Source organism: Aequorivita sp. H23M31, from assembly GCF_004022485.1.
Classification (GTDB): domain Bacteria; phylum Bacteroidota; class Bacteroidia; order Flavobacteriales; family Flavobacteriaceae; genus Aequorivita; species Aequorivita ciconiae.
In genome coordinates, this window is sequence record NZ_CP034951.1 from 1,093,161 (window position 1) to 1,119,696 (window position 26,536).

General features: G+C 40.9%; 19 protein-coding genes. 4 read left to right on the top strand and 15 right to left on the bottom strand.

Annotated features, from left to right (window positions below; genetic code table 11):
- Positions 1-106 precede the first annotated feature (106 nt).
- Together EI546_RS04890 and EI546_RS04895 are read left to right on the top strand one after the other, a co-directional pair.
- On the top strand, positions 107-1,405 hold the full coding sequence (locus tag EI546_RS04890) for an NfeD family protein (RefSeq protein WP_128249495.1): 1,299 nt from the start codon (positions 107-109) through the stop codon (positions 1,403-1,405).
- 16 nt (positions 1,406-1,421) lie between these two features.
- On the top strand, positions 1,422-2,243 hold the full coding sequence (locus EI546_RS04895) for a slipin family protein (protein WP_128249496.1): 822 nt from the start codon (positions 1,422-1,424) through the stop codon (positions 2,241-2,243).
- A gap of 386 nt (positions 2,244-2,629) precedes the next feature.
- On the opposite strand, the gene EI546_RS04900 is transcribed toward EI546_RS04895, so the two are convergent.
- Positions 2,630-9,034, bottom strand: coding sequence for a BspA family leucine-rich repeat surface protein (locus EI546_RS04900; protein ID WP_128249497.1), 6,405 nt, complete (start codon positions 9,032-9,034; stop codon positions 2,630-2,632).
- A 246-nt stretch (positions 9,035-9,280) separates the two neighbouring features.
- Between EI546_RS04900 and EI546_RS04905 the strand changes: the two genes are divergently transcribed.
- Positions 9,281-10,141 carry a hypothetical protein gene (locus EI546_RS04905; protein ID WP_128249498.1) on the top strand — a complete coding sequence of 287 codons (861 nt, stop codon included), beginning with the start codon at positions 9,281-9,283 and terminating at the stop codon, positions 10,139-10,141.
- Positions 10,142-10,227: 86 nt separating this feature from the next.
- Here EI546_RS04905 and EI546_RS04910 read toward each other — a convergent pair whose 3' ends face one another.
- The 5 genes from EI546_RS04910 to EI546_RS16155 all read right to left on the bottom strand — a co-directional run bounded on the left by EI546_RS04910 (position 10,228) and on the right by EI546_RS16155 (position 17,229).
- Positions 10,228-10,806 (bottom strand): cytochrome b/b6 domain-containing protein, encoded by a 579-nt coding sequence (locus EI546_RS04910; protein WP_128249499.1) that lies wholly within the window; start codon positions 10,804-10,806, stop codon positions 10,228-10,230.
- A 159-nt stretch (positions 10,807-10,965) separates the two neighbouring features.
- Positions 10,966-12,138, bottom strand: coding sequence for an efflux RND transporter periplasmic adaptor subunit (locus tag EI546_RS04915; protein ID WP_128249500.1), 1,173 nt, complete (start codon positions 12,136-12,138; stop codon positions 10,966-10,968).
- A gap of 11 nt (positions 12,139-12,149) precedes the next feature.
- Positions 12,150-16,484, bottom strand: a complete 4,335-nt coding sequence (locus EI546_RS04920) for a CusA/CzcA family heavy metal efflux RND transporter (RefSeq protein WP_128249501.1) — start codon at positions 16,482-16,484, stop codon at positions 12,150-12,152.
- Between the two features lie 153 nt (positions 16,485-16,637).
- Positions 16,638-17,036, bottom strand: a complete 399-nt coding sequence (locus EI546_RS04925; protein ID WP_128249502.1) for a hypothetical protein — start codon at positions 17,034-17,036, stop codon at positions 16,638-16,640.
- A gap of 52 nt (positions 17,037-17,088) precedes the next feature.
- The gene (locus EI546_RS16155) at positions 17,089-17,229 is read right to left on the bottom strand and encodes a hypothetical protein (protein WP_164905174.1); all 141 of its coding nucleotides are present in this window, start codon (positions 17,227-17,229) and stop codon (positions 17,089-17,091) included.
- A 530-nt stretch (positions 17,230-17,759) separates the two neighbouring features.
- On the opposite strand from EI546_RS16155, the gene upp reads away from it, so the two are divergent.
- A complete protein-coding gene (gene upp, locus EI546_RS04930; protein ID WP_128249503.1) occupies positions 17,760-18,416 on the top strand; it encodes a uracil phosphoribosyltransferase in 657 nt (218 codons plus the stop codon).
- Between the two features lie 136 nt (positions 18,417-18,552).
- Here the strand turns inward: upp and EI546_RS04935 are convergent, their stop codons facing one another.
- From EI546_RS04935 to EI546_RS04975, 9 genes are all read right to left on the bottom strand, one after another.
- Positions 18,553-19,929, bottom strand: coding sequence for an MBL fold metallo-hydrolase (locus EI546_RS04935; protein ID WP_128249504.1), 1,377 nt, complete (start codon positions 19,927-19,929; stop codon positions 18,553-18,555).
- A 267-nt stretch (positions 19,930-20,196) separates the two neighbouring features.
- Positions 20,197-20,658, bottom strand: a complete 462-nt coding sequence (locus tag EI546_RS04940) for a methyltransferase family protein (RefSeq protein ID WP_164905175.1) — start codon at positions 20,656-20,658, stop codon at positions 20,197-20,199.
- Positions 20,659-20,775: 117 nt separating this feature from the next.
- On the bottom strand, positions 20,776-21,363 hold the full coding sequence (locus tag EI546_RS04945) for a methyltransferase domain-containing protein (protein ID WP_128249506.1): 588 nt from the start codon (positions 21,361-21,363) through the stop codon (positions 20,776-20,778).
- Between the two features lie 60 nt (positions 21,364-21,423).
- A complete protein-coding gene (locus EI546_RS04950) occupies positions 21,424-22,446 on the bottom strand; it encodes a Tll0287-like domain-containing protein (protein ID WP_128249507.1) in 1,023 nt (340 codons plus the stop codon).
- Positions 22,447-22,535: 89 nt separating this feature from the next.
- Positions 22,536-23,201: a peroxiredoxin gene (locus EI546_RS04955; RefSeq protein WP_128249508.1), complete on the bottom strand. Its 666-nt coding sequence runs from the start codon at positions 23,199-23,201 to the stop codon at positions 22,536-22,538.
- A 98-nt stretch (positions 23,202-23,299) separates the two neighbouring features.
- The gene (locus EI546_RS04960; RefSeq protein ID WP_128249509.1) at positions 23,300-23,932 is read right to left on the bottom strand and encodes a Crp/Fnr family transcriptional regulator; all 633 of its coding nucleotides are present in this window, start codon (positions 23,930-23,932) and stop codon (positions 23,300-23,302) included.
- A 49-nt stretch (positions 23,933-23,981) separates the two neighbouring features.
- Positions 23,982-24,947 (bottom strand): MlaD family protein, encoded by a 966-nt coding sequence (locus tag EI546_RS04965; protein ID WP_128249510.1) that lies wholly within the window; start codon positions 24,945-24,947, stop codon positions 23,982-23,984.
- Positions 24,948-24,951: 4 nt separating this feature from the next.
- Positions 24,952-25,704, bottom strand: a complete 753-nt coding sequence (locus tag EI546_RS04970) for an ABC transporter ATP-binding protein (protein WP_128249511.1) — start codon at positions 25,702-25,704, stop codon at positions 24,952-24,954.
- The gene (locus EI546_RS04975) at positions 25,705-26,487 is read right to left on the bottom strand and encodes an MlaE family ABC transporter permease (protein WP_128249512.1); all 783 of its coding nucleotides are present in this window, start codon (positions 26,485-26,487) and stop codon (positions 25,705-25,707) included.
- Positions 26,488-26,536: the final 49 nt, after the last annotated feature.

The window sequence follows — 26,536 nt, forward strand, 5'->3', positions numbered from 1 at the left end:
TACGGTCTGCATTTTAGTAGAATCAATTCTCTAATAGCAAGTGGAATAAAAGAAGTAATCCCGCCAACATTTCTTATTTTTAGAGAAAATAATTTTTTGGAATATTATGAAACAAATCTCTCTTAGAATTTTGTTCTTTGCGCTTTCCTTAGCGATTAGTTTCGTGGGTCGCGCCCAAAAAGTAATTCTATTACAATTGGATACCCCCATATATCCTTCCACCGCGGACTATGTTAGTAATGGTCTGGATAAGGCGGCGGCAGAGAATGCAGTTTGTGTTGTAATAGAAATCAATACTCCAGGGGGAATGATGGACCCTACTCGTGAAATGGTTGGCAATATTTTGAACGCGCCAATCCCCGTCATTTCCTTTGTAACCCCATCGAGTGCTCGTGCTGGATCGGCAGGGGCTTTTATTGCGCTTGCCGCAAATATCGCTGCTATGAGTCCGGGATCTAATATTGGAGCCTCTCACCCAATATTACAGGGCGCGGTTCCAGACTCCATAATGAATTCAAAGATGACTGAGGACGCCTCAGCCTTTATACGTTCAATTGCCGAACATAGAGGGAAAGATCCTGAGCTGATTGAAAAGATGGTAACAAACAGCCGTTCCTTTTCCGCCGAACAGGCACTAACCCACAATATCATCGACTTAAAGGCAGATAATCTTGCCGATTTACTTAAAAAAATAGATGGCCAAACGGTTTCCTTAGCTTCCGAAAAAACACTAGTTCTTCATACGGCTTCGGCTGACGTAAAAACGATGGAAATGGGTTCCAAACTGAAATTTTTAACCTATTTGAGCAATCCCAATTTGATGTATATATTTTTAATCATGGGTCTAATGGGTTTATTTTTTGAGTTTAGCAATCCTGGCGGTTTGGTACCGGGCATTGTAGGGGTAGTCTGTTTGCTATTGGCAGGGTACGGAATGTCGGTTTTACCCATTGACTTTACTGGGTTGGCGATGATTGTGGTGGGCATTATCCTATTTTTGCTGGAAATTAAATTTCAGAGCTATGCTCTCCTATCTATCGGGGGAGTAGTTTGTCTCTTCTTGGGATCTGTGTTCTTGATCGATGAAACTCAATCGGTAGATGTCCTTCATATATCGTGGACCGTCCTTATATCTTCGGTAGTAATCATGTCCGCTTTTTTTATATTGTTGGTCTTCTTAGGAATAAAAGCCCAATTCGGAAAGAAAAAAACCGGCTCCGAAGCGCTGGTTGGACTTAAAGGAATTGCTATGGAAACCCTATCACCCGAAGGAAGAGTAAGGGTAAATGGGGAATTTTGGAATGCCATTGCTAAGGAGGGAACGATTGCTGCTCATAGTGATGTAGAAGTTGTTGGTGTAAACCAATTCAAGTTAATCGTTAAATCCATATCTTTAATAAAATAACTAAAATTCAAATATTATGGTCCCAATTTATGTATTGATTTTCTTCGGAATACTTATTGTTCTCAGTGCAATCAAAATCCTTAAGGAATACGAGCGTGCAGTGGTATTTCGATTGGGAAGAGTTACAAAAGGCGGAAGTAAGGGCCCGGGACTTATAATTTTATTGCCTTTTATCGATAAGATGAAAAAAGTCACCTTAAGGACTATAGTACATGATGTTCCAACCCAAGATATTATTTCCCTTGACAACGTTACGCTAAAGGTAAATGCGGTTGTCTATTTTAGGGTCGTTGATGCTGAAAAAGCGACTATAGAGGTAGAAGATTATTTTTATGCGACTTCCCAGCTTTCACAAACTATCCTTAGAAGTGTATTGGGCCAATCCGAACTTGATGAGATCCTATCGCAGCGGGACAAATTGAACTTAGAACTGCAGAAAATTATAGATACCCACACCGAACCTTGGGGGGTGAAAGTTTCTACCGTAGAGATAAAACAAGTGGATTTACCACAAGAAATGCAGAGAGCGATGGCGCGACAAGCCGAAGCCGAAAGAGATAGGAGAGCAAAAGTAATCGCTGCGGAAGGAGAATTTCAAGCTTCCCAGAAACTATCAGACGCTGCTGAGGTTCTTTCTAAACAACCAAGTGCACTAACCCTCCGATATCTACAGACCTTGACAGAAATTGCAACTGAAAACAACTCAACGACAATCTTCCCCATTCCGATTGATCTTTTTAAACCCTTTATCGAAAATATGGCCAACGGTCCAGATGGGATTAAACAATTAACGAAAATTGATAAATCAGATTCACAAGAAAAGGATAATAGCAACTAGATTATTTCTATTCCTTTTATCACACTTAAATTTTGAAAAATACTAATTAGACAATTTAGTAGAATTTAAATTTCCAATTAGAAAAGAGAAATAAGGAGTTTGAAAATCCTCTCATTTAGAAAATGGGAGGATTTTTAATCTCTATTTATGAATTCAGTTTTAAACCAAAAATTAATCTTTCCCTTGATCATTCACTTTCCTTGGATCTACGGACTCCCTCTATTATCACCGAATTGGGATTTAATTGGAAAAGACTTTATTCCATCTATTAAATACCTATCCAAATTCCACTCTATTCTTCCTAAAGATGATGTTAATAAAAAACCCTCCCATCCATTAAAAAAGGAAGAGAGGGTTTTAAGAATTAAATTCAGTAAATAGAAAAACTATTCTTTTATTAACAATTCAGTTTTTCTTCCATTCTCAGCATTTATAATTATCATATAAGTAGCGCTGGAGAGTCTTGACACATCTATTATGGTTCCAGAAGTAATTCCCTTAAGTTCTACTTTCTCTACCAGTCTGCCCGTTAGGTCAAAAATTGTGACACTTTCAAGTTCAACCCCGTCAGGATTGCCCAAATTCAATTGATCTTTCATCGGATTTGGATATAGTGTCACTTCTGATAATAGAACGCTGCCGTCTCCGTCCAATTTTGACTGATATACTCCACAGTCCTTTCCGCCATCGGTTATCGTCCAATTGTTTGGAGCCGAAGTTAGAATGATCCTGCCTGGTTCCCCTGCACAATATTTACTGTTACCACCGTGAAATTTCACGTTATGTTTCAGGGTAAGGGCGCTCCAACCATTCAGCAGCGCATCGTAGTTTTCCGTTGAAAGGGTAACGTTCTTGAACATATTATTCATATCCGTAACCTTACTTACATCCCAGGCACCGAGATCCTGGTCAAACCTATTGGTATGATAAAACATACGGGCCATATTGGTCACGTTCCCAACATCCCAGCCCCCAATAGGGGCGTTAAACCTCATTGCAGCAAAGAACATTTCCTGCATGGACGTAACGTTGCCCACATCCCAAGCTCCTAAATCCTGATTGAACCTGGTGGCGCCATGGAACATCTGGCCCATATCGGTCACGTTACTTACGTTCCAACCTCCGATCGGATAGTTGAAGATAGAAGCCCCACCGAACATACCGTACATATTTGTAACGTTGCTTACATCCCAGTTTCCAAAATTGGCGTCACCGTTAAATTTTCTGGCATAGGCGAACATGCCGTACATATCGGTAACCATCGACAGATCTGGCATATCGGTGGCATTACTCACAAGATTTCCCGCACCGGCAAAGGCGCCGTTCATGGAGGTCCAGACATTGGTTCCCCACTGCTCGATGGACTTGATCTTCATCCGGTCCGCTGCTGTGTTATTGAAAAAGATACGGGGGAAACTTCCGCTAATAGAAACGGTATAGGTGCCCGTGGCCGAATAGGTATGTGTGGCATCACCGGTATAGCCGGATATAGTACTGCCATCGCCCCAGTTTACGCTGTAATTATATGTTTCTCCCAGGAAAGTGGGGATGGTAATGCTCTCATTGGAAACAGTGGTTCTCCAAGTGGTTATGAAGTAATCTCCCGGAGCAACAGTGCCACAGGCAAGTAATGGATCTTGTACAGTGACCGTGGCAGTGGCAGAAGCTGAATTGCCATTAATATCTGTAACAGTAAGAGCTACTTGGTTTGCTCCAATATTATCGCAAGTAAAGGCCTCAATGTCCAATACTATAGTTGCGATGGAACAGTTGTCATAACTGCCATTATCAATATCCGCGGCCACTATACTTGCATTGCCACTGGAATCGAGACTAACGGTAATATCCTGAACAATTACAGTTGGGGCGAGGGCGTCCTCAACGGTCACTACGGTGGTGCAAGAAGAAACATTGCCACTGTTGTCCGTAACCGTAAGAGTGATATTATTCTCCCCTACATCTTCACAATTAAAGTTCTCCAAATCGATAGCCATAGATGCGATGCCGCAATTGTCCGCACTGCCATTATCAATATCGTCCACAGTAATACTGGCGTTGCCACTTTCATCCAATTGGACGGTAAAAGGAGCAGCGCAATTTGCCACGGGTAGAGTATCATCCACTACCGTAACGGTTGTAGTACAGCTGGCGGAATTTGTTCCGTTGCTCACTGTCAAGGTAACTTCTGTCACCCCCACATTATAAGGACCAACGGGATCAATAGTGAAAGTAAGCGGTGCACCCTGGGGATCTGTTGATCCACCATCAAAATCGGCTGCAACAGCTTGGCCCTGACAATTGGTATCGCTGCTTATGATAACGGCTTGACATACTGCTACGGGAGTTTGATCACAAGGTCCGGGGGCTGACACCATATCACTGGTAACACTGCATGAATCATTGTCATTGCCTACAATCGTAAAGCTCACGCTATCAGTCTGGGCATAAGGACCGGCAATATAATTTGTTGTCAAGTTGTTCGTCAACTCATTCCCGTTATTGTCGGTAAGTGTATAAGAGTCATTTCCGGATCCTCCACTAACTCCCACGTTCACATAATATTGATCACCTGCATTAAGGCAGTCAATGGGTGATCCCAGACTATCTGAAGCATAAACGGTAAGTTCGGGTGCTTCACAAGGTGCGCAAGCCCCATCTACGGTTGCTGTTAACTTGAATGGACCATTATTGTAAAGTCCATACGAATCAATTTGAACGTAGTAGGTATGACCTGGAGTATATTCGCCACAGAGCAATTCGATGAGACTGAATAATCCTGCTCCCTCATCTTCGCTACAACCCAATATGTTTCCACCGCAACCATCGAGAATCTGCATTTGGGAATCACCCATATTGGATCCATCAATTTTGGATGTTTGAATTGTTAAATTTCCACTTTCAGGGGCAACAAAACTAAACCAAACATCGGCGTGAACAGGATCATCGAAGAAAGCACAGTCCATAACAGGTCCATCTGGAGTAGCTCCCGTATTGTCACCTATTATACCAGCTTCACCTAAAGCAAAGGGAATTGCATTTGCGCAGTTATCATTGACAGGACTTTCATTACAGGCGCCCAATGGATCGGTAACGGTTACTACGGTAGAACAAGTGGAAATATTCCCGCCTATGTCGACAACGGTCAAGGTCACCGTATTCTCGCCGATATTTCCACAGCCAAAATCGGTAACATCGATGGAAGTGCTCATAATGCCGCAATAATCGGTACTGCCATTGTCTATATCCGAAACCGAGATGCTGGCCTGGCCATTGGCATCCAATTGAACGGTAAAGGGAGCGGCACAATTTGCCACCGGAGGGGTATTGTCCACTACGGTAATGGTGGTGGTGCAACTATCGGAATCCGTTCCGTTGCTTACGGTCAAGGTCACTTGCGTGGTCCCTTCTCCGAACGGTCCAATTGGAGTTAAGGTAAAGGTCAAGGGGTTGCCGTTGGGATCATAGGAACCTCCATCAAAATCCCGGGCGGTCGCCTCACCTTGGCAGTCTGCGTTCGCATCCATTGTCAATGCCAGGCAGACGGCCACGGGAGCTTCGTTACAGGCGCCCAATGAATCTGTTATGGTAACGGAAACTGTGGCAGTATTGCTGTTCCCACTTTGATCTGTAACCGTAAGGGTAACGGTGTTGGTTCCGATATTTGAGCAGTTAAATGTGCTCATGTCCAGAGTTCTGGAAGCAATACTGCAGTTATCGGTAGAGCCACTGTCAATATCCGATGCAGCAATGGTTGCAGAACCAGAGGCATCCAGATTTACGGTAATATTTTGGGCCATTACCGAAGGAGCCATATCGTCTTCCACGGTAACTATGGCCGTACCGGAGGCAGAATTTCCGTTTTCATCGGTAACGGTAAGAACAACGGTATTGTTTCCGATATCGGCACAGGTGAAATCAGTCTGGTCCAAGCTAAAGGTGAGTTCCCCGCCTTCGGCACAACCTGCTCCGCTTCCGTTGTCAATTTGTTCTGGAGTGATGGAAACTTCTCCGTTTACGTCCAATTGAACAGTGATGTTTTGGGTCTCTACCTGTGGTGGCTGCACTTCTCCTTTGTTGGTAACGGTAAGAACCACAGATTTGTCTGCGGGATAACTGACACTAAAAGTATATTCCCTGCATCCATAGACGGTAAAAACCGGTGAGGCCAGGTTTTTGGTGACAATAATTCCGCTTACAGTAGCAATGGTAAAGGAATCGCCCACATTTGCCTCAAATCCAAGATCTACATTCACAGTGCCTTCGAAAATGGCATTGGTTCCGGTAATGACGAGTTGGTCGTATTCAGTCCCCGCTGCAAGACCATTAATTTCCACATCCAGTACGGAAGATGAGGTGGATTTATAGGTGCCGAGAACCGTTAACATTCCTGGAGAACCTCCTGGAGCAAAGGTGCCATCGTTGGTAAAATTGGCTGGTGAAGGCAGATCAATTGTGGCGGTGCCTTTTATAACACCATCAATGGTATTATTAAGCCCAAAATTATCCGCAAATTCGAGTTCGCCGGTGAGGACATTTATGGTGCCTGAGTTAGTTACGGGCGGATAGATGTAGGTAACCCCAGTTCCTTCAGATTTTGTGATGGTTCCGGCATTTGTTATTTTAAATGCACCCGAACCATTATAAGAGATTGTTGCATTCGATTGGAAATCGATAACACCCGTCGTTTTATTATCTAGGGCTGTGTCATTATACAGATATAAATTTCCCCCATCGGGAAAGTTAATGGTGCCTGTATTGGCCAAGGTTGTTACAGTTCCAGAGATATATCTGGAGCCTGCAGTGCTAAGGTTAAGGGTACTGGCATTGGTCAAGATACCTCCACCGAATAAGTCTCCTGAATTCCAATTTACCCCGCTGGTTCCGGCAAAATCGAAGGTAGCAGTAGTTGCAACCGAAAAATTGCCTGTCCAGACCAATGGACCATCCAAGGTTCCAGTTAATGTTCCGCTGATGTTCATTCCCGATGACGAGCAAATCAAGGAACTTCCAGCACTCACATTATAAACTCCTCCGTTAAAATATTTGGCGTGATAGTACATATCCATTGAGCCACTTTCTACGGCTATGGTACCTGTATTGGTAAGAATGGGATAGATAAGAGAGGTGCCCGAGCCTGCCGATTTTTTGAACAGCCCGGCATTGATAAAACTGTGTTCGGTTCCATTATAGGATACCCATGCATCGGACTGAAGGTCAAATGTTCCGGAAACGGTGTTGTTAAAAACAGAAGTATCATAAAGATACAGATATCCTCCTGCGGGCATCGTAAACAAACCTATATTCTCCAAGGTTGTGCCGCCAGAAATATACCTCGATGTGCCGGTCACTAAATTTATCGTGCTTTCGTTGGTCAAAGTTCCGCCTCCTATTAAAGATCCAGAGGCCCAACTAACACCTGTGTCACCTGTAAAATCAAAAGTTGCCGTATCCGGTACGGAGAAATTTCCCGTCCAATAAAGGGGACCATCCAAATTTCCGGTGAGGGTGCCACTAATGTTCATTCCTGTGGTGGAAACTTTAAGAACCCCATCTGCGGTCACATTATATACACCTCCATTAAAATATTTAGCGTGATAGTACATATCCATTGTGCCGCTTTCTACGGCTATGGTACCTGTATTGGTAAGAATGGGATAGATAAGAGAGGTGCCCGAGCCTGCCGATTTTTTGAACAGCCCGGCATTGATAAAACTGTGTTCCGTTCCGTTATAGGATACCCCTGCATCGGACTGAAGGTCAAATGTTCCGGAAACGGTGTTGTTAAAAACAGAAGTATCATAAAGATACAGATATCCTCCTGCGGGCATCGTAAACAAACCTATATTCTCCAGGGTTGTGCCGCCAGAAATATACCGCGATGATCCGGTCACTAAATTTATCGTGCTTTCGTTGGTCAAAGTTCCGCCTCCTATTAAGGATCCAGAGGCCCAACTAACACCTGTGTCACCTGTAAAATCAAAAGTTGCCGTATCCGGTACGGAGAAATTTCCCGTCCAATAAAGGGGACCATCAAGATTTCCGGTGAGGGTGCCACTAATATTCATTCCTGTGGTGGAAACTTTAAGAACCCCATCTGCGGTCACATTATATACTCCTCCGTTAAAATATTTAGCGTGGTAATACATATCCATTGTGCCGCTTTCTACAGCTATGGTGCCTGTATTGGTAAGAATGGGTTGGATAAGAGAACTGCCCGAGCCTGCCGATTTTTTGAACAGCCCGGCATTGATAAAACTGTGTTCGGTTCCGTTATAGGATAACCCCGCATCGGACTGAAGGTCAAATGTTCCGGAAACAGTGTTGTTAAAAACAGAAGTATCATAAAGATACAGGTATCCCCCTGCGGGCATCGTAAACAACCCATTATTATTTATGGTAGTAGGCCCCGAAATATATCGTGAGGCGCCCGTGGTTAAATTTACCGTTCCGTTATTGGTTAGTGTACCTCCGCCATAAAGTGAGCTGTTGTTCCAATAAACCGTGGTGTTGCTACTGAATGAGGATGCGTGGGTAAATTGAAGATTGTTATTAATTGTAACCGTAGAAGTGCCCTGCACCTTTATAGATTTTACCGAAGCTCCAACATTAATGGTCATCGTACTCCCTGTAGGGATTATCACGTCATTGGCAGCCGTTGGTACCTGCGCTGGGTTCCAGTTGTTGGGATTGTTGTAAAGATCGTTTACAGCTCCCGTCCACGTAATGGTCTGTGCTTGCAAGCCTGAAATGGCTAAACAACAGAAAAGCAGAAAGAATAATAGTTTTTTCATAATTCGTAGAGTTTAAGAGTTTTTCTTATACATCTTAACGAAGGTTTTTTTAAAGGTCATCATTCCATTCATGGAAATATTTAAAATTTTTAGAAAAAATAATTAAATGGAAGTAAAAAAATTATGTTAGTAAATTATAATACTTGCCTATTAGCTATTTACAATATCAAGGATTTCCAATCATTGAGGAATAAATCCGAATATCTAGTTTATACCTATATTTGAATTTCAACTAAAAACATTACTATGAGACTAACTATCACTTTTTTAATTTTAATTTTCATCTTAGGATGCAAACAAACATCTGAAAACAAAACCGTTATGACTTCTGAAACCGAGGAATTACAGGATGGTGCTTCCTTTATAACCGATGAAGAATTTGAGACTTTAGACGTGGACAATTTTAATGATTTTCTGGCAAACGAAAATGATTATTTAGAGTCAGAAGTTTTGATGTTATTCTATCCAGGGAATATTGAAGGTGGTGGGGAAGAAGAAATAATTGATGTACGGGAAGAAGTTTTGGAAAACGGCAACACTATGATTTTTTTAACTCACGATAATCTCGAACAACCATCTATAAAAGGATATAAATATATCCTGGAACTAAAAAGAGATAACAATAGATGGAAAGTGGTCTCTGCAAAAAGGAATTGGAGATATTATGAAGGTAAAGGACATACATATTGGGGAATAGATCAAAAACCAAGCTCAAGAAGCATCCGTGAAGTAGAACCCAGTGCAATTGATAACTCTGAGGGCGACGAAAATTTTAAGTACTTGACAATAGGATTCTTTAATCGCCATTTGGGAACCCTAGAAGAGAAACTTTCTGGGAAGGAGGTTATGCGTTTATTTTTGTCCAGAGAAGAGGAATCGAAAGAAGGAAATCAAATAGAAACCCTCAAGGAAGAAGTTTTGCCAAACGGCAATACTATGGTAACCCTGGTTGAAGATAACCTTATGGACGATTCCATGAAAGCAGAGCAACATATTATGGAGTTAAAAAAAGAAGAGGGTATGTGGCACGTAGTTTACGTCAAAACCAACTGGAAATGTCGCGAAGGGAGAGGCCATACGGATTGGGGTATTGATTTGTGCCTATAGAAACGCAGGGTCTCGCGTCTCCAAAATGCATTACCGCGGCGCAACGCATTGCGCCGCTACAAATCATATTTAATTTCTCCCGACAACTATCGGGATCGTTCGCCTCCACCGATTATCCTCGAAACAATTCCCTTCTGATCTGTAAATTCTGCATAAATAATTCCAGCTAAGTGTAGGACAATAAAGGCCACCAAATAATATATGCCCAATACGTGGATTTCTTCCAACGGTTTTTTCCAATCTTTGGGTCCCCATTCAATTAAAATTCCTGTAACTAAAGACACTATTACGCATATATAAAAAATGATGTATGTCCATTTTTGAAACCTTTGTTTTGCACTTAGATTTTTATTCAATGGACTCTGAAATTTCATTTCATCAAAGAAAGGTAGCGTAAAACGTATGGCAAACAATCCGACTAAAATATATCCTAAATAAATATGCCAATCCCACATTGGCTTGCGGATTTGTTTTGCCATTGCTACAATTTGTTCGCGGGAAAGAGATTGGTCAGTAGAATTAAGATAATCCTGGATGATATCTGCCATATGGTATTTATTCATCCATGTTATCCTTAAAAATATCGTGACTAATAAAAGCAGAAACGTAATTGCAACCGCCCAGTGGATGATTCGGTAAATTGGGGAATAATTTGTTGTTTTCATTTTCTGTTGTCGGTTATTTGTTATCGGTTTCCGATGTCGAGTGTCAGTTATTCAGGTTCTGGAGTCTCCAGACCTACAAGGAGGTTTTCTTTTTGCTTCCAAAAAGAAAACAACACTTCGACAAGCTCAGCACACCGCACCTTGCAGGTCATTTCGATTTCACTCCAGACTCCCCTCCTCTGCCTGCAAAAGTACAAAGCCACCTTTGGTCAAGTACTTTTTATCCAAAGGAATTTCAGATTTAATTTCTGTGAATCCATTATAATTATCCGCTATTTCTACTTCTATGGGGCGCAATTCATATCCATCGACATTTTCATTTTCCACCAAAAGCACATAGTTCTTGCCTTCCAATTCCACAACCGCATCCTCGGGAAGTGCTAGACTTGTGGAGGTGCCCGTGACTATATCGGCTTCCACAAACATTCCAGCGGTAAATTTATTTTCATCCTCTTCATCAATATGCCCGTGGATCATTGCAATCCTGCTTTTGGAATCGATGGTGGTTCCCACTAAATGTACCTCACCTTTAAATAGTTCTTGAGAAGCTTCGGGGACTTTAAACAAGATTTCCTGATCTTTCTTTATCTGCATCAAATCCTTTTCAAAAATCTTCAGTTCCAAATGAATATGGTCGGTGTTCATTATCTCCATAATCTTGTCGGCGGGGGAAACGTAAGTGCCTATATTCACCAAGACATTAGTGACATTTCCATCAATCGGGCTGTATATATTTACCTGCGACACTATATTTCCATCCAACACCGAAGCAGGATTGATATTGAGCATTTGCAGACTTTTCTTTAAACTATTGCTGCGCCCCAAAGCTGTTTTATATTCACTTTCGGCCTTTAAAAAACTCTTTTGGGAAGAGATATTCTCCTCCAACATCGTTTTCTGGCGTTCATATTCCGATTTTAAATAGGTGAGCTGTTCGGCAGTTTCCAAATAGTTTTGCTGCATACTAATAAAATCCGGATTTTCAATGGTTACCAACCTATCCCCCTTCTTCACCTTATCGCCCACCAACAAGGGTGTATTCTTGATATACCCACCAGAAAACGCACTGATAACCGCCATATTTTGTGGCGGGACGTCAATTGTTCCAGTAGAATGCACGGTTTCGGCAAAAGGTTTTTCAGTTAGACTCCCTATTTCCATCTTGGCACTTTCAAATTGTGCTTTAGTGAGGTTAATTACGTCACTCCTCCCCTCTGCGCCTGTCCCGAACTCGCTTCGGGAGGAGGCTGGGAGGGAACTTTCATTTTTATCATTGCCACAACCCAAAAAGGCAAAGGCGCTGAATAGAAAAATATATTTTATAGCATTCATAACTATGATTTTTATAAGGTTAAATAGTTGATGGCAACTACTGTTTGATTGTATTTGTTTAGGTTTTCGAGATATTGCAATTCGATCTCGTAAACATTTTCCAAGCTTTGTATGTATTGAAAAAAGTCTATTTCTCCATTCTTAAAACTTCCCAGGGCGGTCTTTAAAATTTCATCGGAAAGCGTTTTCCCTTCCTCTTCATAATATCGCAGGGCCTCTTCATATTTAAAAAGCTCGCTCATCAATTTTGTCCTCTTCGAATTCAATTGAAGACTGAAATCTTCCGCCTGTTGCTCGCTGATTTCGACAGCAAGTTTGGACGCTTTTATCCTTGAGGCACTCCCGCTGAAGAATATGGGGATTTTTAATCCAATCTGATATTTATATAAATTTTCATTCAAAGATGGATTGCTTCCCAAGGAATACGAAAAACTGATATCGGGCAATAAGTGCTGCTTTTCAAGACTCCGTTTTGCGTGGAATACTTCCTTTTGGTTTTGATAATATTCTCTTCCCGGATGCGAAGCAGGCGTTTCCAGATTGAGGTTGAGTTTTTCCATAGGAAGTCTTTCAAGACCTAAACTATCTTTAGTTTGCACTATGATTTGCAGTTGTTCCAATGCAATTTTCACATCCTCCTGACTTTGAAGATAATCGGTTTCCAATTTGCGTTGTTTGGCCCTGGCGGTTATTTTCTCCAGATAATTAGTTTCTCCAAGTTCAAAGCGTCGCTGGGCGGAATGGGCGAAGTTTTGGTACAAACTGTCCAATTTCCGATACACTTCTTCCCGATTACTTTCATATTGAAACTGATAATAAGCCGCCGCTACCATTCCTTTGGTTCTTAGAATCTGAAGCTCGTGTTGGCTGCTTTGCATTTCAAATTGGCTTCGATTTACTTTTCTTTCGGCGAAATAGACCGTAGGGAAAAGAATATCCTGCTGCACTCCATAAACATCCAGCGGAAGGTTGTTGGGCGCGATATTGTTTTCGTCGTATTCATAAAATATATGCGTCTTGTCAAAACCGAAAGCACTTCCTATTAATGCTTCTGCCTGATCTTTTTGTAGACCTGAAGCTTTTAATCCCAAGTTATTTTCCAGTGCCATCTGTTGCAATTCTTCCAAAGTCTTTGGGTTTTCCTGAGACATTCCTGAAAATCCAAAAAACAATATCAAAAGAACTGTGGGAATCGTTTTTCCCAACTTTATAGGATTATCTTTCTTTTTATCCGAATCAAAAATGGAGTACAAAACGGGCAGAACCACTAAGGTCAAAATAAATGCGGTAATCATTCCACCGATTACTACCGTTGCCAAAGGACGTTGCACCTCGGCACCGGCATTTGTGGAAATAGCCATCGGCAAAAAGCCCAAAGCGGTTGAAGAAGCGGTGAGCAATACCGCCCGCAACCTGTCCTTGGAACCTTGAATAATCAGTTGGTGCCTGTCTTTCATTCCTTCTTTTTTAAGTTCCTTAAAATGTTCTATCAAGATAATTCCGTTGAGCACGGCCACCCCAAAAAGTGCAATAAACCCAACACCTGCCGAAATACTAAAAGGCATCCCCCGAATCCAGAGAAGAAATACCCCACCCACCGCGGCCAGGGGAATCGCAGAGTAAATCATCAGCGCTTCCTTAACGGAGTTAAAGGCGAAATACAGCATCACAAAAATGAGGAGCAAGGCAACGGGAACGGCCACAAACAATCGTTGTTTAGCGCTTTGCAGGTTTTCAAACTGACCGCCATAATCGATGGTATAACCCACGGGAAGCTTAATGTTTTCGTTTATCAATTTTTGCACATCGTCCACTACGCTTTGTAAATCCCGGTTTCGGACATTTACGCCTACTACGATTCTGCGTTTGGTGTCGTCCCTGGAAATCTGTGCCGCACCCTTGGAATAAGTGATTTCTGCAAGTTCCCTCAAAGGAATCTTATCACCCGATGGCGTATCCACATATAAATTTTGAAGATTTGAAATATCATTTCTATGTCCTTCTTCCAATCGCATTACCAAATCAAAACGCTTTTCTCCTTCAAAAACACTTCCTGCAGCTCTTCCTGCAAATCCCATTGCGATCATTTGGTTTAGTTCTTCTATGTTCAACCCATAACGACCGATTTTAGCACGATCAAATTTGACTTTCATTTCTGGCAAACCAGCTACTTTTTCCACAATAATATCATCAGCCCCAGCTACGCCTTCAATCAGGTTTTTGATTTCGTGACCTTTTTTATCCAGGATATCCAAATCATCTCCAAAAATCTTAATGGCAATATCGGCGCGAACGCCCGTAATCAGCTCATTAAAACGCATTTCGATGGGTTGGCTGAATTCCACTTCCATTCCGGGAATTACTGCCAACGCCTCCTCAAATTCAGCGGCCAGTTCATTCTTTGTTTTGGCTTTTTTCCATTCCTTGATAGGATGAAGGGTGATGATGACATCGGTTTCTTCCATCGACATTGGGTCCGTGGGCACTTCTGCCGCACCGATTCGAGTGACTACTTGATTGACCTCATCGGGGAATTTTTCGATTAGAATTTTCTCAATCTGAGTAGTTATTTCGATGGTGTTGGTAAGGGAAGTTCCTGTTTTTAATACGGGTTGGATTACAAAGTCACCTTCATCCAAGGTGGGGATAAATTCACTTCCCATAGTAGAGAAAATAAATCCAGTTACTATCAGCATAATAACTGCAATCCCGATTACCAATCCTCTTGCGCGCAAGGCCCATCGGATTATTGGATCATACAACCTATTGAGGAAATCCATTATCCGTACTGAAATATTTTTGGGCGAAACTTTCGTAGGTTTTAAAAACATCGACGCGGCTACAGGAACGTAGGTGAAACACAACAACATCGTTCCCAGCATCGCAAAGCTGAAGGTCAGGGCCATCGGACGGAACATTTTACCTTCCACCCCGCTCAAGGATAGAATTGGGATAAATACAATCAGAATAATCAGCTGTCCAAAAACGGCGGCATTCATCATTTTTGTGGTTCCCTCTTCGGTAATATTCTCCTGAGCTACCCTCCTATCACTTGTGGAAAGGGAATTTAATTGCAGTACTTTTTTGTTGATCTGGAAGGCGACAAACTCCACAATAATCACCGCGCCGTCAATAATAATCCCAAAGTCGATTGCGCCCAAACTCATCAAATTCGCATCTATTTTAAACAGATACATCATTGAAAGAGTAAACAGCAACGACAGCGGAATCACCGATGCTACTACCAATCCAGAACGCCAGTTCCCCAATAGAAGCACCACAACAAAAATCACGATCAGGATTCCTATAATCAGGTTTTCTGCAACGGTGTGTGTGGTTTTTTCAATCAGTATGCTTCTGTCCAAAAATGGGTTTATATACACGCCTTCTGGCAAGGAAGAGGAAATTTCCTCCACTCTTTTTTGAACGGCATCGATCACCTTGTCGGAATGGCCGCCCTTGATCATCATTATTTGTCCGAGTACTTTTTCGCCTTCACCATTTCCGGTAATTGCCCCAAAACGCATCGCACTTCCAAACTGCACTTTGGCAACATCCTTAATATAAATGGGAAGACCATCTTGATTCCGTACGGAAATATTCCCGATATCTTCCAAGGAAGTCACCAATCCTTCGCCTCGAATAAAATAGGCCTGATTGCTTTTTTCAATATAGCCACCCCCAGAAATACTGTTGTTCTTTTCAAGAGCAGTATAAATTTCTCCAGCGGTAATGCCCATCGCGTTAAGCTTATTGGTATTGATGGCAACCTCATATTGCTTTAGATTTCCGCCCCAAGTGTTCACCTCCACTACCCCGGGAATTCCGGAAAGTTGTCTTTTTATGATCCAATCCTGAATAGTACGCAGATCTGTCAGCGAATACTTATCCTTAAATTCAGGTTCTACGTCCAAAACATATTGATAGATTTCACCAAGACCTGTGGTGATGGGTCCCATTTCCGGCGTACCAAAACCTTCCGGGATTTTCTCGGCAGCGGATTGTATCTTTTCGGCAATGAGTTGGCGAGGAAGGTACATTCCCATATCCTCCTCAAAGACGATGGTCACCACTGAAAGGCCGAATCGGGAAATGGAACGTATCTCCAAAACTCCGGGCAGGTTCGCCATTTCGAGCTCCACGGGATAGGTAATAAACTGTTCCATATCTTCCGTTGAAAGATTGCGGGAGGTGGTAATTACCTGCACCTGATTATTGGTAATATCGGGAACCGCCCCAATGGAAATACGGGTGATTGAGAATATTCCGAAGATGATAAGCGCCATTGTGAAGAGCCCAATAATCAGTTTATTCTTTATACTGAAATGAATAATTTTTGATAGCATAATTAAATGAAACCTTTAGAATCTCAACTTCAGAAACAGGAGAAGTCGAAAAATGAAACCAGGATTTTCGGTTTTAGAGCTGTCAAATTATGGACAGCAATAAACCATTACAGTTAGCGGGGAAAAGAATTCCCAGCCAGAACTGTTATTTAATTATGCAATTTTAGGAGGTTGAAAGATGGAAACTCTTTCAAGGTAAGAATATAGATTTTGATAGAAAAAATGCGGATTGGCAGTATAGGAAACCAGTGTTTTTCCATGGGGTAATTCATAGGTGGGTATTACCACTTCGGCCACCAAATGATTACAGTTATTATGCTGAAAAGGAAGTTTCTCGTGTTGCGATTTTTCTTCTTGATGGTTCTTTTGGTGTTCCGCTTTTAATTCGCCGTAGTGCTTTTCAAAAAAGGTAAAGAGATCATCCCCAAATTCTTCCGAATGGTATTTGGCGTGCTCCACCAAATCCTTCATCATAAACATATCGGACAAACCAATTCCCACGCTTTGAAAAAAGACGAGAAAGGATAATGCTATGGCGACGATTGTTTTCACTTAAAACCAAAAATAGTTAAAAGTATTCAGACTTTGACTGATAATAATCAACCTAATAACCAGTTTCTCTGGTTCCACCATGTCCGCCAGCAACGACAAACATTATTTTAATACTCAAATAAATGAATTTGAAGAATTGAACGATGGGGTTCATCATATAAAATCGTTTTCTGTTTGATATTCGTTTGGTCATTTTTTATTTATTTAATGGTTATAAAATTAGGTTTCGACTGCGCTCCATCTGACAGTAATTTTTATTGTGATGAACTCGAGAGAGGTTTCGACTGCGCTCAACCTGACATTAGTTTTAATTGTGATATACTAGGATGAGGTTTCGACTGCGCTCAACCTGAAATTAGTTTTAATTATGATATACTAGGATGAGGTTTCGACTGCGCTCAACCTGACATTAGTTTTAATTGTGATGAACTCGAGAGAGGTTTCGACTGCGCTCAACCTGACATATTTAATTGAATTTTATTAAGAAAGAAATCTTCACCATGGTTTAGGGTTAAAAATATGCAAGTTACTTTGGTTAATGAGCCCGTCAAATGACTTATATCATATCTGACAATGAATGGGTTATAGAACAAATCTGAAACTATTCTTGAAATTAGACAGTAACATTTGTTACATAAAAAATAGAGATGCATTCAGTTTTAAAAATATCCAGAATTTCAATTGCTCAAGAAATCTTATCTTCGCTATAATAGATCTTTAGATATGATAATCCACGATTTTAGTAAAGGAAATTCCCTTATCAACCAATATATTCGGGAAGTACGCGACGTAAACATTCAGAATGACAGAATGCGTTTTAGACGGAACGTGGAGCGCATTGGAGAGATCTTGAGTTATGAAATGAGCAAGATGTTGGATTATAGTTCGCAGTCCGTTACTACCCCATTGGGCGAAAAAATTGTTAACGTTCCAAGTTCTGATATTGTGCTTTGCTCCATTCTTAGAGCCGGAATTCCTTTGCACCAAGGGATTTTAAATTATTTTGATGGCGTTGAAAATGCGTTTATTTCAGCTTACAGATACCATCCCGATGGAGGGGATAAATTTGAAGTTCACGTAAAGTATTTGGCATCTCCATCAATTGAAGGAAAAACACTGATCCTTGCAGACCCAATGCTTGCCACGGGAAAGACTTTGGAAAATGTGCTTCGTGCCCTAGAAAGACACGGAACTCCTAAACAAATTCATATTATCTCTATAATCGGTGCAAAACCTGGAATCGAACTTACGGATATGATCTTTCCAAAAAACACCTATCTTTGGATTGCAGCCGTGGACAATGCCCTTAATGAACGTGGATATATTGTTCCCGGACTCGGAGATGCCGGGGATCTTTGTTATGGGCCGAGACTGGATTAGAAGCTTGATGTTAGACGCTAGATGTTAGACCGCTTTTGCTGCCTGAAATAGTCATTTTGAGCAGTTACTAATAGGTGGCAATTTTCTCCACTTCTAAACTTATCGACCCCTAAACTCATCGACTAATTCCCCTGCCTTAAAACTTCGAACTTTCCTCCGCGAATTTTCCGTTTACCCTAAACTCCTCAATCGCCTCACTTAGATCAAAAACATCCTTTCTTCCAAGCTTATTCTCCAGGATACTTGCTCCAGCCGCACTTCTGTAGCCACCGGCACAATGGACCATCACAGGCTTATCGGTAGGAACCTCTTTGGCATTTTCGCATAATTTGTACAACGGAATATTAATTGAATTTTCAAATATTTTACCTTCTGATACTTCGCTTTCATTTCGGATATCTACAATAGTATAATTTTCTGGATGCAGTCGAAAATCTTGAAGACTGAAATTTTCTGATGCATCCAACCCGGCATCTGCAATTGTATAAACGGCCGCTACTTTTGATTCATATCCTATCTTGGAAGTGCGATGTAGAATTTCCTCAGCTTCTTCAATGGAATTCACCACCAAATTGAAATTTTCATCAGGCCTCACAATAGAACCCAGCCAAGTTTCAAACTTATCGCCTTCAGAGATTGCCATAATATTTATACTTCCGTGCAGATGGTTCTTTTTAAAGGAATCTCCATCGCGACAGTCAATAATTAGTGCTCCGTTATCTGCTTCTTTTACATTTAATTTGAAAGGAATTCCTCCCAAACTTTTGCGAAGATTATCAGCTCCCGCTTTATTAGTATCAACGTTATAGCCGAAATAGTGTGGAATAAAGGGTTGAGATTCCAACAAATACGAAACAAATTGCTCCTCGGTTTGTTTCTTAAATGCCCAATTTCCAATTCGTTCGTTGCCCAAGGTACTGGAGCTGGCATCGCCGCTCATTCCTTTTCCGCAAAGCGAACCAGCGCCATGAGCGGGATATACATAGGCATTGTCAGTTAAATCCTTGAATTTATTGTGAATGGTATCGAACATCATTTTGGCGAGTTCTTCGCGTTTGGCCGTCATATGACCTACGTTCTCACGAAGATCTGGTCGGCCAACATCTCCAACAAACAAAGTATCCCCGGTAAAAAGTGCTGTCTTCTCCCCTTCAGTCACTACAATGGTAATACTGTCGGGAGAATGCCCCGGAGTGTTAAGCGCACGGAAAGTGGTTTTTCCAATATTGATTTCATCACCGTCATCAAAAGTTTTATGCGGGTAATCGGCACCAGTTCTTTCACTACAATAAAGGGTTGCTCCCGTTTCCTGATGGATCTGCAAATGCGAACTGACAAAATCGGCATGCGGATGCGTTTCAAAAACGGCTACAATTTGAGCTTTGTTTTCCTCAGCAAATTTATAGTACTGAAGAGGGTCGCGCTCTGGATCCACCAAAGCCATCTTGCCATCGCTGATAATGGCGTAGGAAAAATGTGAAAGAGGCTTGTACTCGAATTGTTTAATTTTCATTACTGTTGATTTTTAGTAGAAATAATAATAATTGCATAATGTTTTGATATAGGACAATAGGATTTATGACGTATGACAATTTTGTTCTTTATAAAAAACCCTTTGCGACCTTTGCGTCTTAGCGGTTTATAATTTTTTACCGCAGAGTCGCAGAGGACGCAGAGAAATTCATCTATCACAACTCCCAGTTAAACCCTTTGCGACCTTTGCGCCTTAGCGGTGAATGGTTTTTTACAGCAGAGTCGCAGAGAGCACAGAGTATTTTATTCACCACAATTTCGGAAAAAACCTTCCGGACCGTTGTTTATATTTTGAATAATCAGGAAACATTTCCATCAATTGTTTTTCCTCATATAGAGTTTTCAGGTTAAATAAGACGAAAAGTAGTAACGTGATAATTAATTTGTATCCCGAATCCGCAATAATTGCAAACCCGAAAAAGGCCATCAAAATCCCAGTATAAATGGGATGTCTTATGTGTTTATAAACTCCTTTCATTATAAGCCTTGAACCTGGCAAAGGACTGGGAAATGGCGAAAGGTGAACATTGAGTTGCAGGACCGCAATAAGTGTTGTCAACGCGCCCAAAATCAACATTCCAACCCCAATCCAAAACAGGACATCGGGAAAATAAATGCGCATGGCTCCCACTTCAAATGCAAATGCTACAAACAGAGCAAACTGAAGAAAAACAAAAATTATGTCTTTAATGGGTATTCTCAATTCCAATTCGGATAAAAGTATTTTCTATTCAGTTTTTTCTCCTATTCTCGAGTCGTCAATTGCCAACTGCATCTTCAACTTTGGATTTCGATTTGGATTTCGATTTCGATTTCGATTTCAATTTCATTCTCCTTTCTTTATCATTTTTACAAAAAGCTCATTTCCATCTCGTTGTGGAATTGAATTATAAGCTGTTTCCATTATAACAATTATAAATTTGTTTTCAAAAAGAGAACGGTATTCGCTTTTATTTCCTCCGAAGGGAGGTTTGTCGTTGTTTAGAGGAATATTGAAAAGTACACCTACCAGTTTTCCATTCGGCCTTAATAAATCGTGCATCTTTGAAACATACTTTTTCCTTAGTTCTGGATTTTGTGCACAGAAAAATGTCTGTTCCAAAATAAGATCATAGGTCTCATTAAGATCAAAAAAATCCATGTGTAAAAGATTTTCCTTTGGAAATTCTGGAATTCGCTCTAAAAGATTTTCAAGTGGAATTTTTGAAATATCAATTACCGATACATTTTTGAAACCCTTATTATAAAGATATTCCGCCTCATATGAATTACCGGCTCCGGGAATCAATATTTTTAAATCCGTATCGGAAAGTTGATCGATGTATTCCTTCAAGGGCGTAGAAACATAACCAATATCCCAGCCCGTTTGACCGCTAAGATATCTCTCGCTCCAAAAGGATTCGTCCAAATTCATACTTTTTACATTATTCATCCTAGTTCTACCGACAACAGAATATAGACTACAGACTACAAGCTACCGACTAAACTCAATACTCCAAATTCCTCGTACCTCATTTTCACCATAACCAGTTGCTTTGTCATCAGGATAATGTTTGAGGATATTTGTCAACGTAAGAGCTTCCAGTTCCTTTCTGGGAGTACCATGGCATCTTAAACACATGGAATTAGTAGTTATGGGGTAATAAAACTCAACTTTTTCACCTTTTGTGGTTACAATTGGCGTAGGCTCTTTACCGGCAGCAATTTGATTTTTAAAAGTTTGTACATGTTGAAGTTCCACAGCATCGGCTTTGTTTTTGGGATTTCGTGGTTTATCGCTTACCCTCCTAATGTGCGCTTTATGAACAACCGACATGCTATCGGTTAAGGGCATAGCTTGGATGTTACAAAAATCCAGAGCAGCTATCACTCCGTTTTTTTGAATCTGTCCCATCAAATTTTTACCCAGTTCTGCCTTCGTAGCCTGGGCCATTTGCATTCCGCGTTCTTCGATCGAAAGTTGCTGTGAATTGTCCTCTTGGTTTCTTCCCATTCCCATCCCCTTTCCTCGGCCCATTTTTCCTTTCATCGTTGGACGGTCGCCGTGCATTTTTTTATAATGCTCTTCAAACCATTCGGGCTCGGCGATTTCGTGATCAAACATATAATCAGCTATTTGGCGAATGGTATTCTCAGGATAAAATTGATAGGGCATCAATCCAAATTTTTTGATTGCACCGGGCATTTTGGATTTTTCTTCCGAAGGAATCTTTAAAAAAGAAATTATTTCATCAACAAATTCCGCCTTTGAAAGGTCTTCTGATAAATAGTGCATTTTCACGGCAACCATTGGTGGAGCGATCATATCGTTTTCCGAAGCCTTTGGGTTGTGACACATGTAACAATTATTCACCATGAGTTGTTTCCCGGGATGTTCTTGGGAAGTAACCATTGCAATTTCATCTGAATTCTCTTCAATTGGGGAATAGGATTGTTTTGGCTTTGAATTGCAAGCCATCAGAAGGCCAAGCAAAAATATTATTGATACTGTCTTCATAACTTTCAGATTTGCCATTATAAAAAACCTGACAGGTTTTCCTCCTTCGGCGGACAAGTAAAAACCTGTCAGGTTTGTGTCTTCAGTAATTACAGCGATTTTTTGGAAAGATAGAAATCAACTCTTTCAATAGAATCATCATTCAGTCTTTCTTTCATTTCTTTTAGGGTTGTTGGTGGTGGAATAATTACCTTATCGCCTTTTTTCCAATCCAAAGGCATAGCTACCTTGTGTTCATCCGATACTTGAAGAGCATAAAGAGCTCTGAGGATTTCATCCATATTCCGTCCCACATTTAATGGATAGTACATGATCAACCGAATCTTTTTATTGGGATCGATGAAGAAAACCGCACGAACGGCCGCGGTCTGACTTTCGTTGGGCTGAAGCATGCCATACAATTTGGCCACTTTCATATCGATGTCAGCAATAATGGGAAAATCAAAATACACTCCTGTTTTTTCATGTACGTTATTTACCCATCCCAAGTGCGAGTGAATACTGTCTATGCTCAATCCCAAAAGCTGGGTGTTTAGCTCATCAAACTCTGCTTTTCGTTTAGCAAAACCACTTAGCTCTGTGGTGCACACGGGGGTAAAGTCAGCAGGATGCGAGAACATGATAATCCACTTATCCTTGGCAAAATCCGATAAGGTTATTTCCCCAATGGTGGTTTTAGCTGTAAAATCTGGCGCATCGTCCCCTATACGAGGCATTGAGTAACTAATTTGTGAATTGTCAACTACATTTTCCATAATCAATCGTTTTATATTAATTTTTTAAAAATACGTTTTAAACATTTATTTAGCGGTAACAAAGGTTACACTCCAAAGTCCCTTGCCATTATTCGGTATTACAGTGAAATAATATCGATACTATTTCTGTTCAGTTTGATTTTTCCCAGAGATTCCAATTTTTTAAGCAATCTTGAAACGACCACACGAGACGTATGCAGTTCATAAGCAATTTCCTGATGGGTGGAATTAATAACTGGCTCACCTCCAATTTTTTGTTTATCTCTTAGGTATTTCACAAGCCGTTCATCCATATTCATAAAAGCAATGCTGTCGATGGTATCGAGCATTTCCATAAGTCGGGAATGATAACTGGCAAGAACAAAGTTCCGCCAACTTCTATATTTCCCCATCCACTCCTCCATTTTTTGAACCGGAATCATAATGAGGGTTGTATCCAATTCGGCGATGGCCCTGATTTCGCTCCTCTTTTGTCCCAAGCAGCAGGTAAGAGTCATGGCACAAGTGTCTCCAGGTTCCAAGAAGTACAGCAACAATTCATCGCCGTCGCCATCTTCCCTTATAATTTTTATCGCTCCCGAAACCAACAACGGCATGGAGCGCAAATAGTCGCCAATTTCAATGAGCTTATATCCTTCCTTTGCATGTTTAAGAATGCCTACTTCGTTTATTTCGTTTATAAGTGCATCTTCAAAAAGATGGGAAAAATTATCCTTTAAATTATTGAGCATTCAAGATTATTTAGGTGGTTTCTGAATAGCTAAAAATACGGCTTTAAAATTACTTTTCTTCAGCTTCCTTACGCTGCCGCTTCTCCAATTTTCTAAAATATCCCCGGAATAAAAAGTTGTGCTGAAGGGCCTCCATGTTTTGGTTTAATTTTTCAGAGGCCTCCTTAATTTGAATCATCGTGGAATCCAGATCTTTGGTGAAATCTTCATTCTGAGTGATATAATTCAATGCTCCTTTTCCAGATTTTATTTCGTTTAAATATTCGTTTAGATTCTCGGTCATCGCATTAATGTTCTTTGATGACTTTTCAAGATCAGCAAATATATCCTTCACTTGATTTGCGGTGGAAGTATCGCTCAAGAGGACGGCTGCTGCGCTTTCATCATAATTTATTTTTGAAATAATTTTGTTGATTTTATCCATAGCCAAGACCGTTCCATCGGACGTTTTTCGAAGTTCCACCATCATTTGCTGTATATTCTGCGCCATAATGGTATCATTGATCAATACCCCCAAGGTGCCTTTGCCCATCAAAATCTGATTGGATATTTTTGCCAGATCTTCACTCGTATTATTTAAAGTAGAAAGCATTTGGTCAATACTTACGTCCTTGGAAGATTGAATAAAATCTCCTGATACTACAGAAACGCTTTCCTGCTCCTTTCCTGGAACAATATTTACAACCATGCTGCCTACCAATCCATCCGAACTTATGGTTGCCACAGCATCCTTTTTTATAAAACGGGCAGACTTTTCATCCACTTTCATTTCTACGGAAATCTTGCCCACTTCCTCCATTTTAATTTTTGCTACCGTCCCCACATTAATCCCAGAGTACCGCACGTTATTGCCTACCTGAAGACCACTTACATTGTCAAAGACCGCATATAATTGAATATTATTGCTGAAAATATGTTGACGTGAGCCTATAAAATAAAGTGCTGCCACAAGAATAATGGTTCCGACCACCACAAATATTCCGACTCTTACTTTTTTCGAATTTCCTTTTGCCATAACCTTAATTTTTAAAAAATGCGCTCGTCTGGGGATCGCTTGAATTAGAAAGCTCTTCATACGTACCTTCGGCATAATTAATTCCGTCCACCAGCAAAATCATCCTGTTTGAAATTACTCGTGCGCAATCCACATCGTGCGTAATTATGAGGGACGAGGTATTGTATTCCTTCTGAATGTTACGCATTAACTGAATAATTTCATTCGCAGTAATGGGATCCAAACCTGTTGTAGGTTCATCGTACATGATAATTTTCGGTTTCAAAATCAACGCTCGAGCCAACGCCACCCGGCGCTGCATTCCTCCGGAAAGCTCAGAAGGCATCAAATCGATGGCGTGCAAAAGTCCAACACTTTCAAGAGCTTCCTTAACCGATTGGTCGGTACTTTGAAAATCCTTGATCTTGTCCTTATGACGGCGCAATGGAAATTCCAGATTCTCCCGAACGGTCATGGAATCGTACAGGGCGCTGCCTTGAAATAGAAAACCTATTTCGGTACGTAAGAAATCCAATTCAGTTTGACCCATCTTGATAATATCCCTGTTTTTAATGGTGATACTTCCACTATCCGGCTGAATTAAACCTACGATACACTTTACCATTACAGATTTTCCCGAACCGGATTTCCCCATAATAACCAAATTTTCACCTTCGTATAATTTTAAACTAAAACCTTTAAGCACATGGTTGTCCCCAAAGCTCTTTCTGATGTCTTTCAGTTCTAATACAGGTTTTTTGTTTTCTTCTAAATTCATTTACATCGGAATAAATATATCGGTTACAAAAACAGCGATAAAGTCAATAATAAATACAAGCATGGATGCATACACAACGGCAGAGTTTGACGCCTCTCCCACTCCCACCGTTCCTTTTCCGCAATTATACCCTTTATAAGTTCCAACCAAACCAATGACAAAACCAAAGAAAAAGGTTTTAATGGTGGCGGGGAATACATCACTAAACCTAAGCGCCTCAAAAACCTGATTAAAATAAAGGGTGTAGGATACTCCGCCCTTTAAATTCTCCACAATGGCAGAACCGATAAGAGCAATAAAATCGCCCAAGATTACCAATAATGGCAACATAAGGGTTACCGCCAAAATCCGGGTAACCACCAAGTATTTAAATGGATTGGTCCCTGAAACCTCCATAGCATCGATTTGTTCCGTAACTCGCATAGACCCCAACTCTGCTCCAATTCCTGAACCGATACGTCCAGCACAGATCAGGGCGATAATTACGGGGCCAATTTCTCTTATAATAGAAAGGCTGATCATCGACGGCATCCAAGATTCTGCTCCAAAATTCATTAAGGTAGGTCGGGATTGCAGGGTAAAAACCAATCCCAATATAAATCCAGTAACCATTACCAAAAACAGGGAGCGATTACCCATATTATAGCATTGCCTCAGAAGTTCTCTCCACTCAAAAGGTTTGCTTACCACTTCCCTAAAAAACCGACCGGCGAACAAGGCCATATCTCCAATTTCGGCGAAAAAGGATAGTGTACGGTCAAAGAAGGAAGTGGTTTTTGCCATTTAGAAAAGGGTGAAAAACCAAATATAGGAAGGTTATCGCTGGAAATAA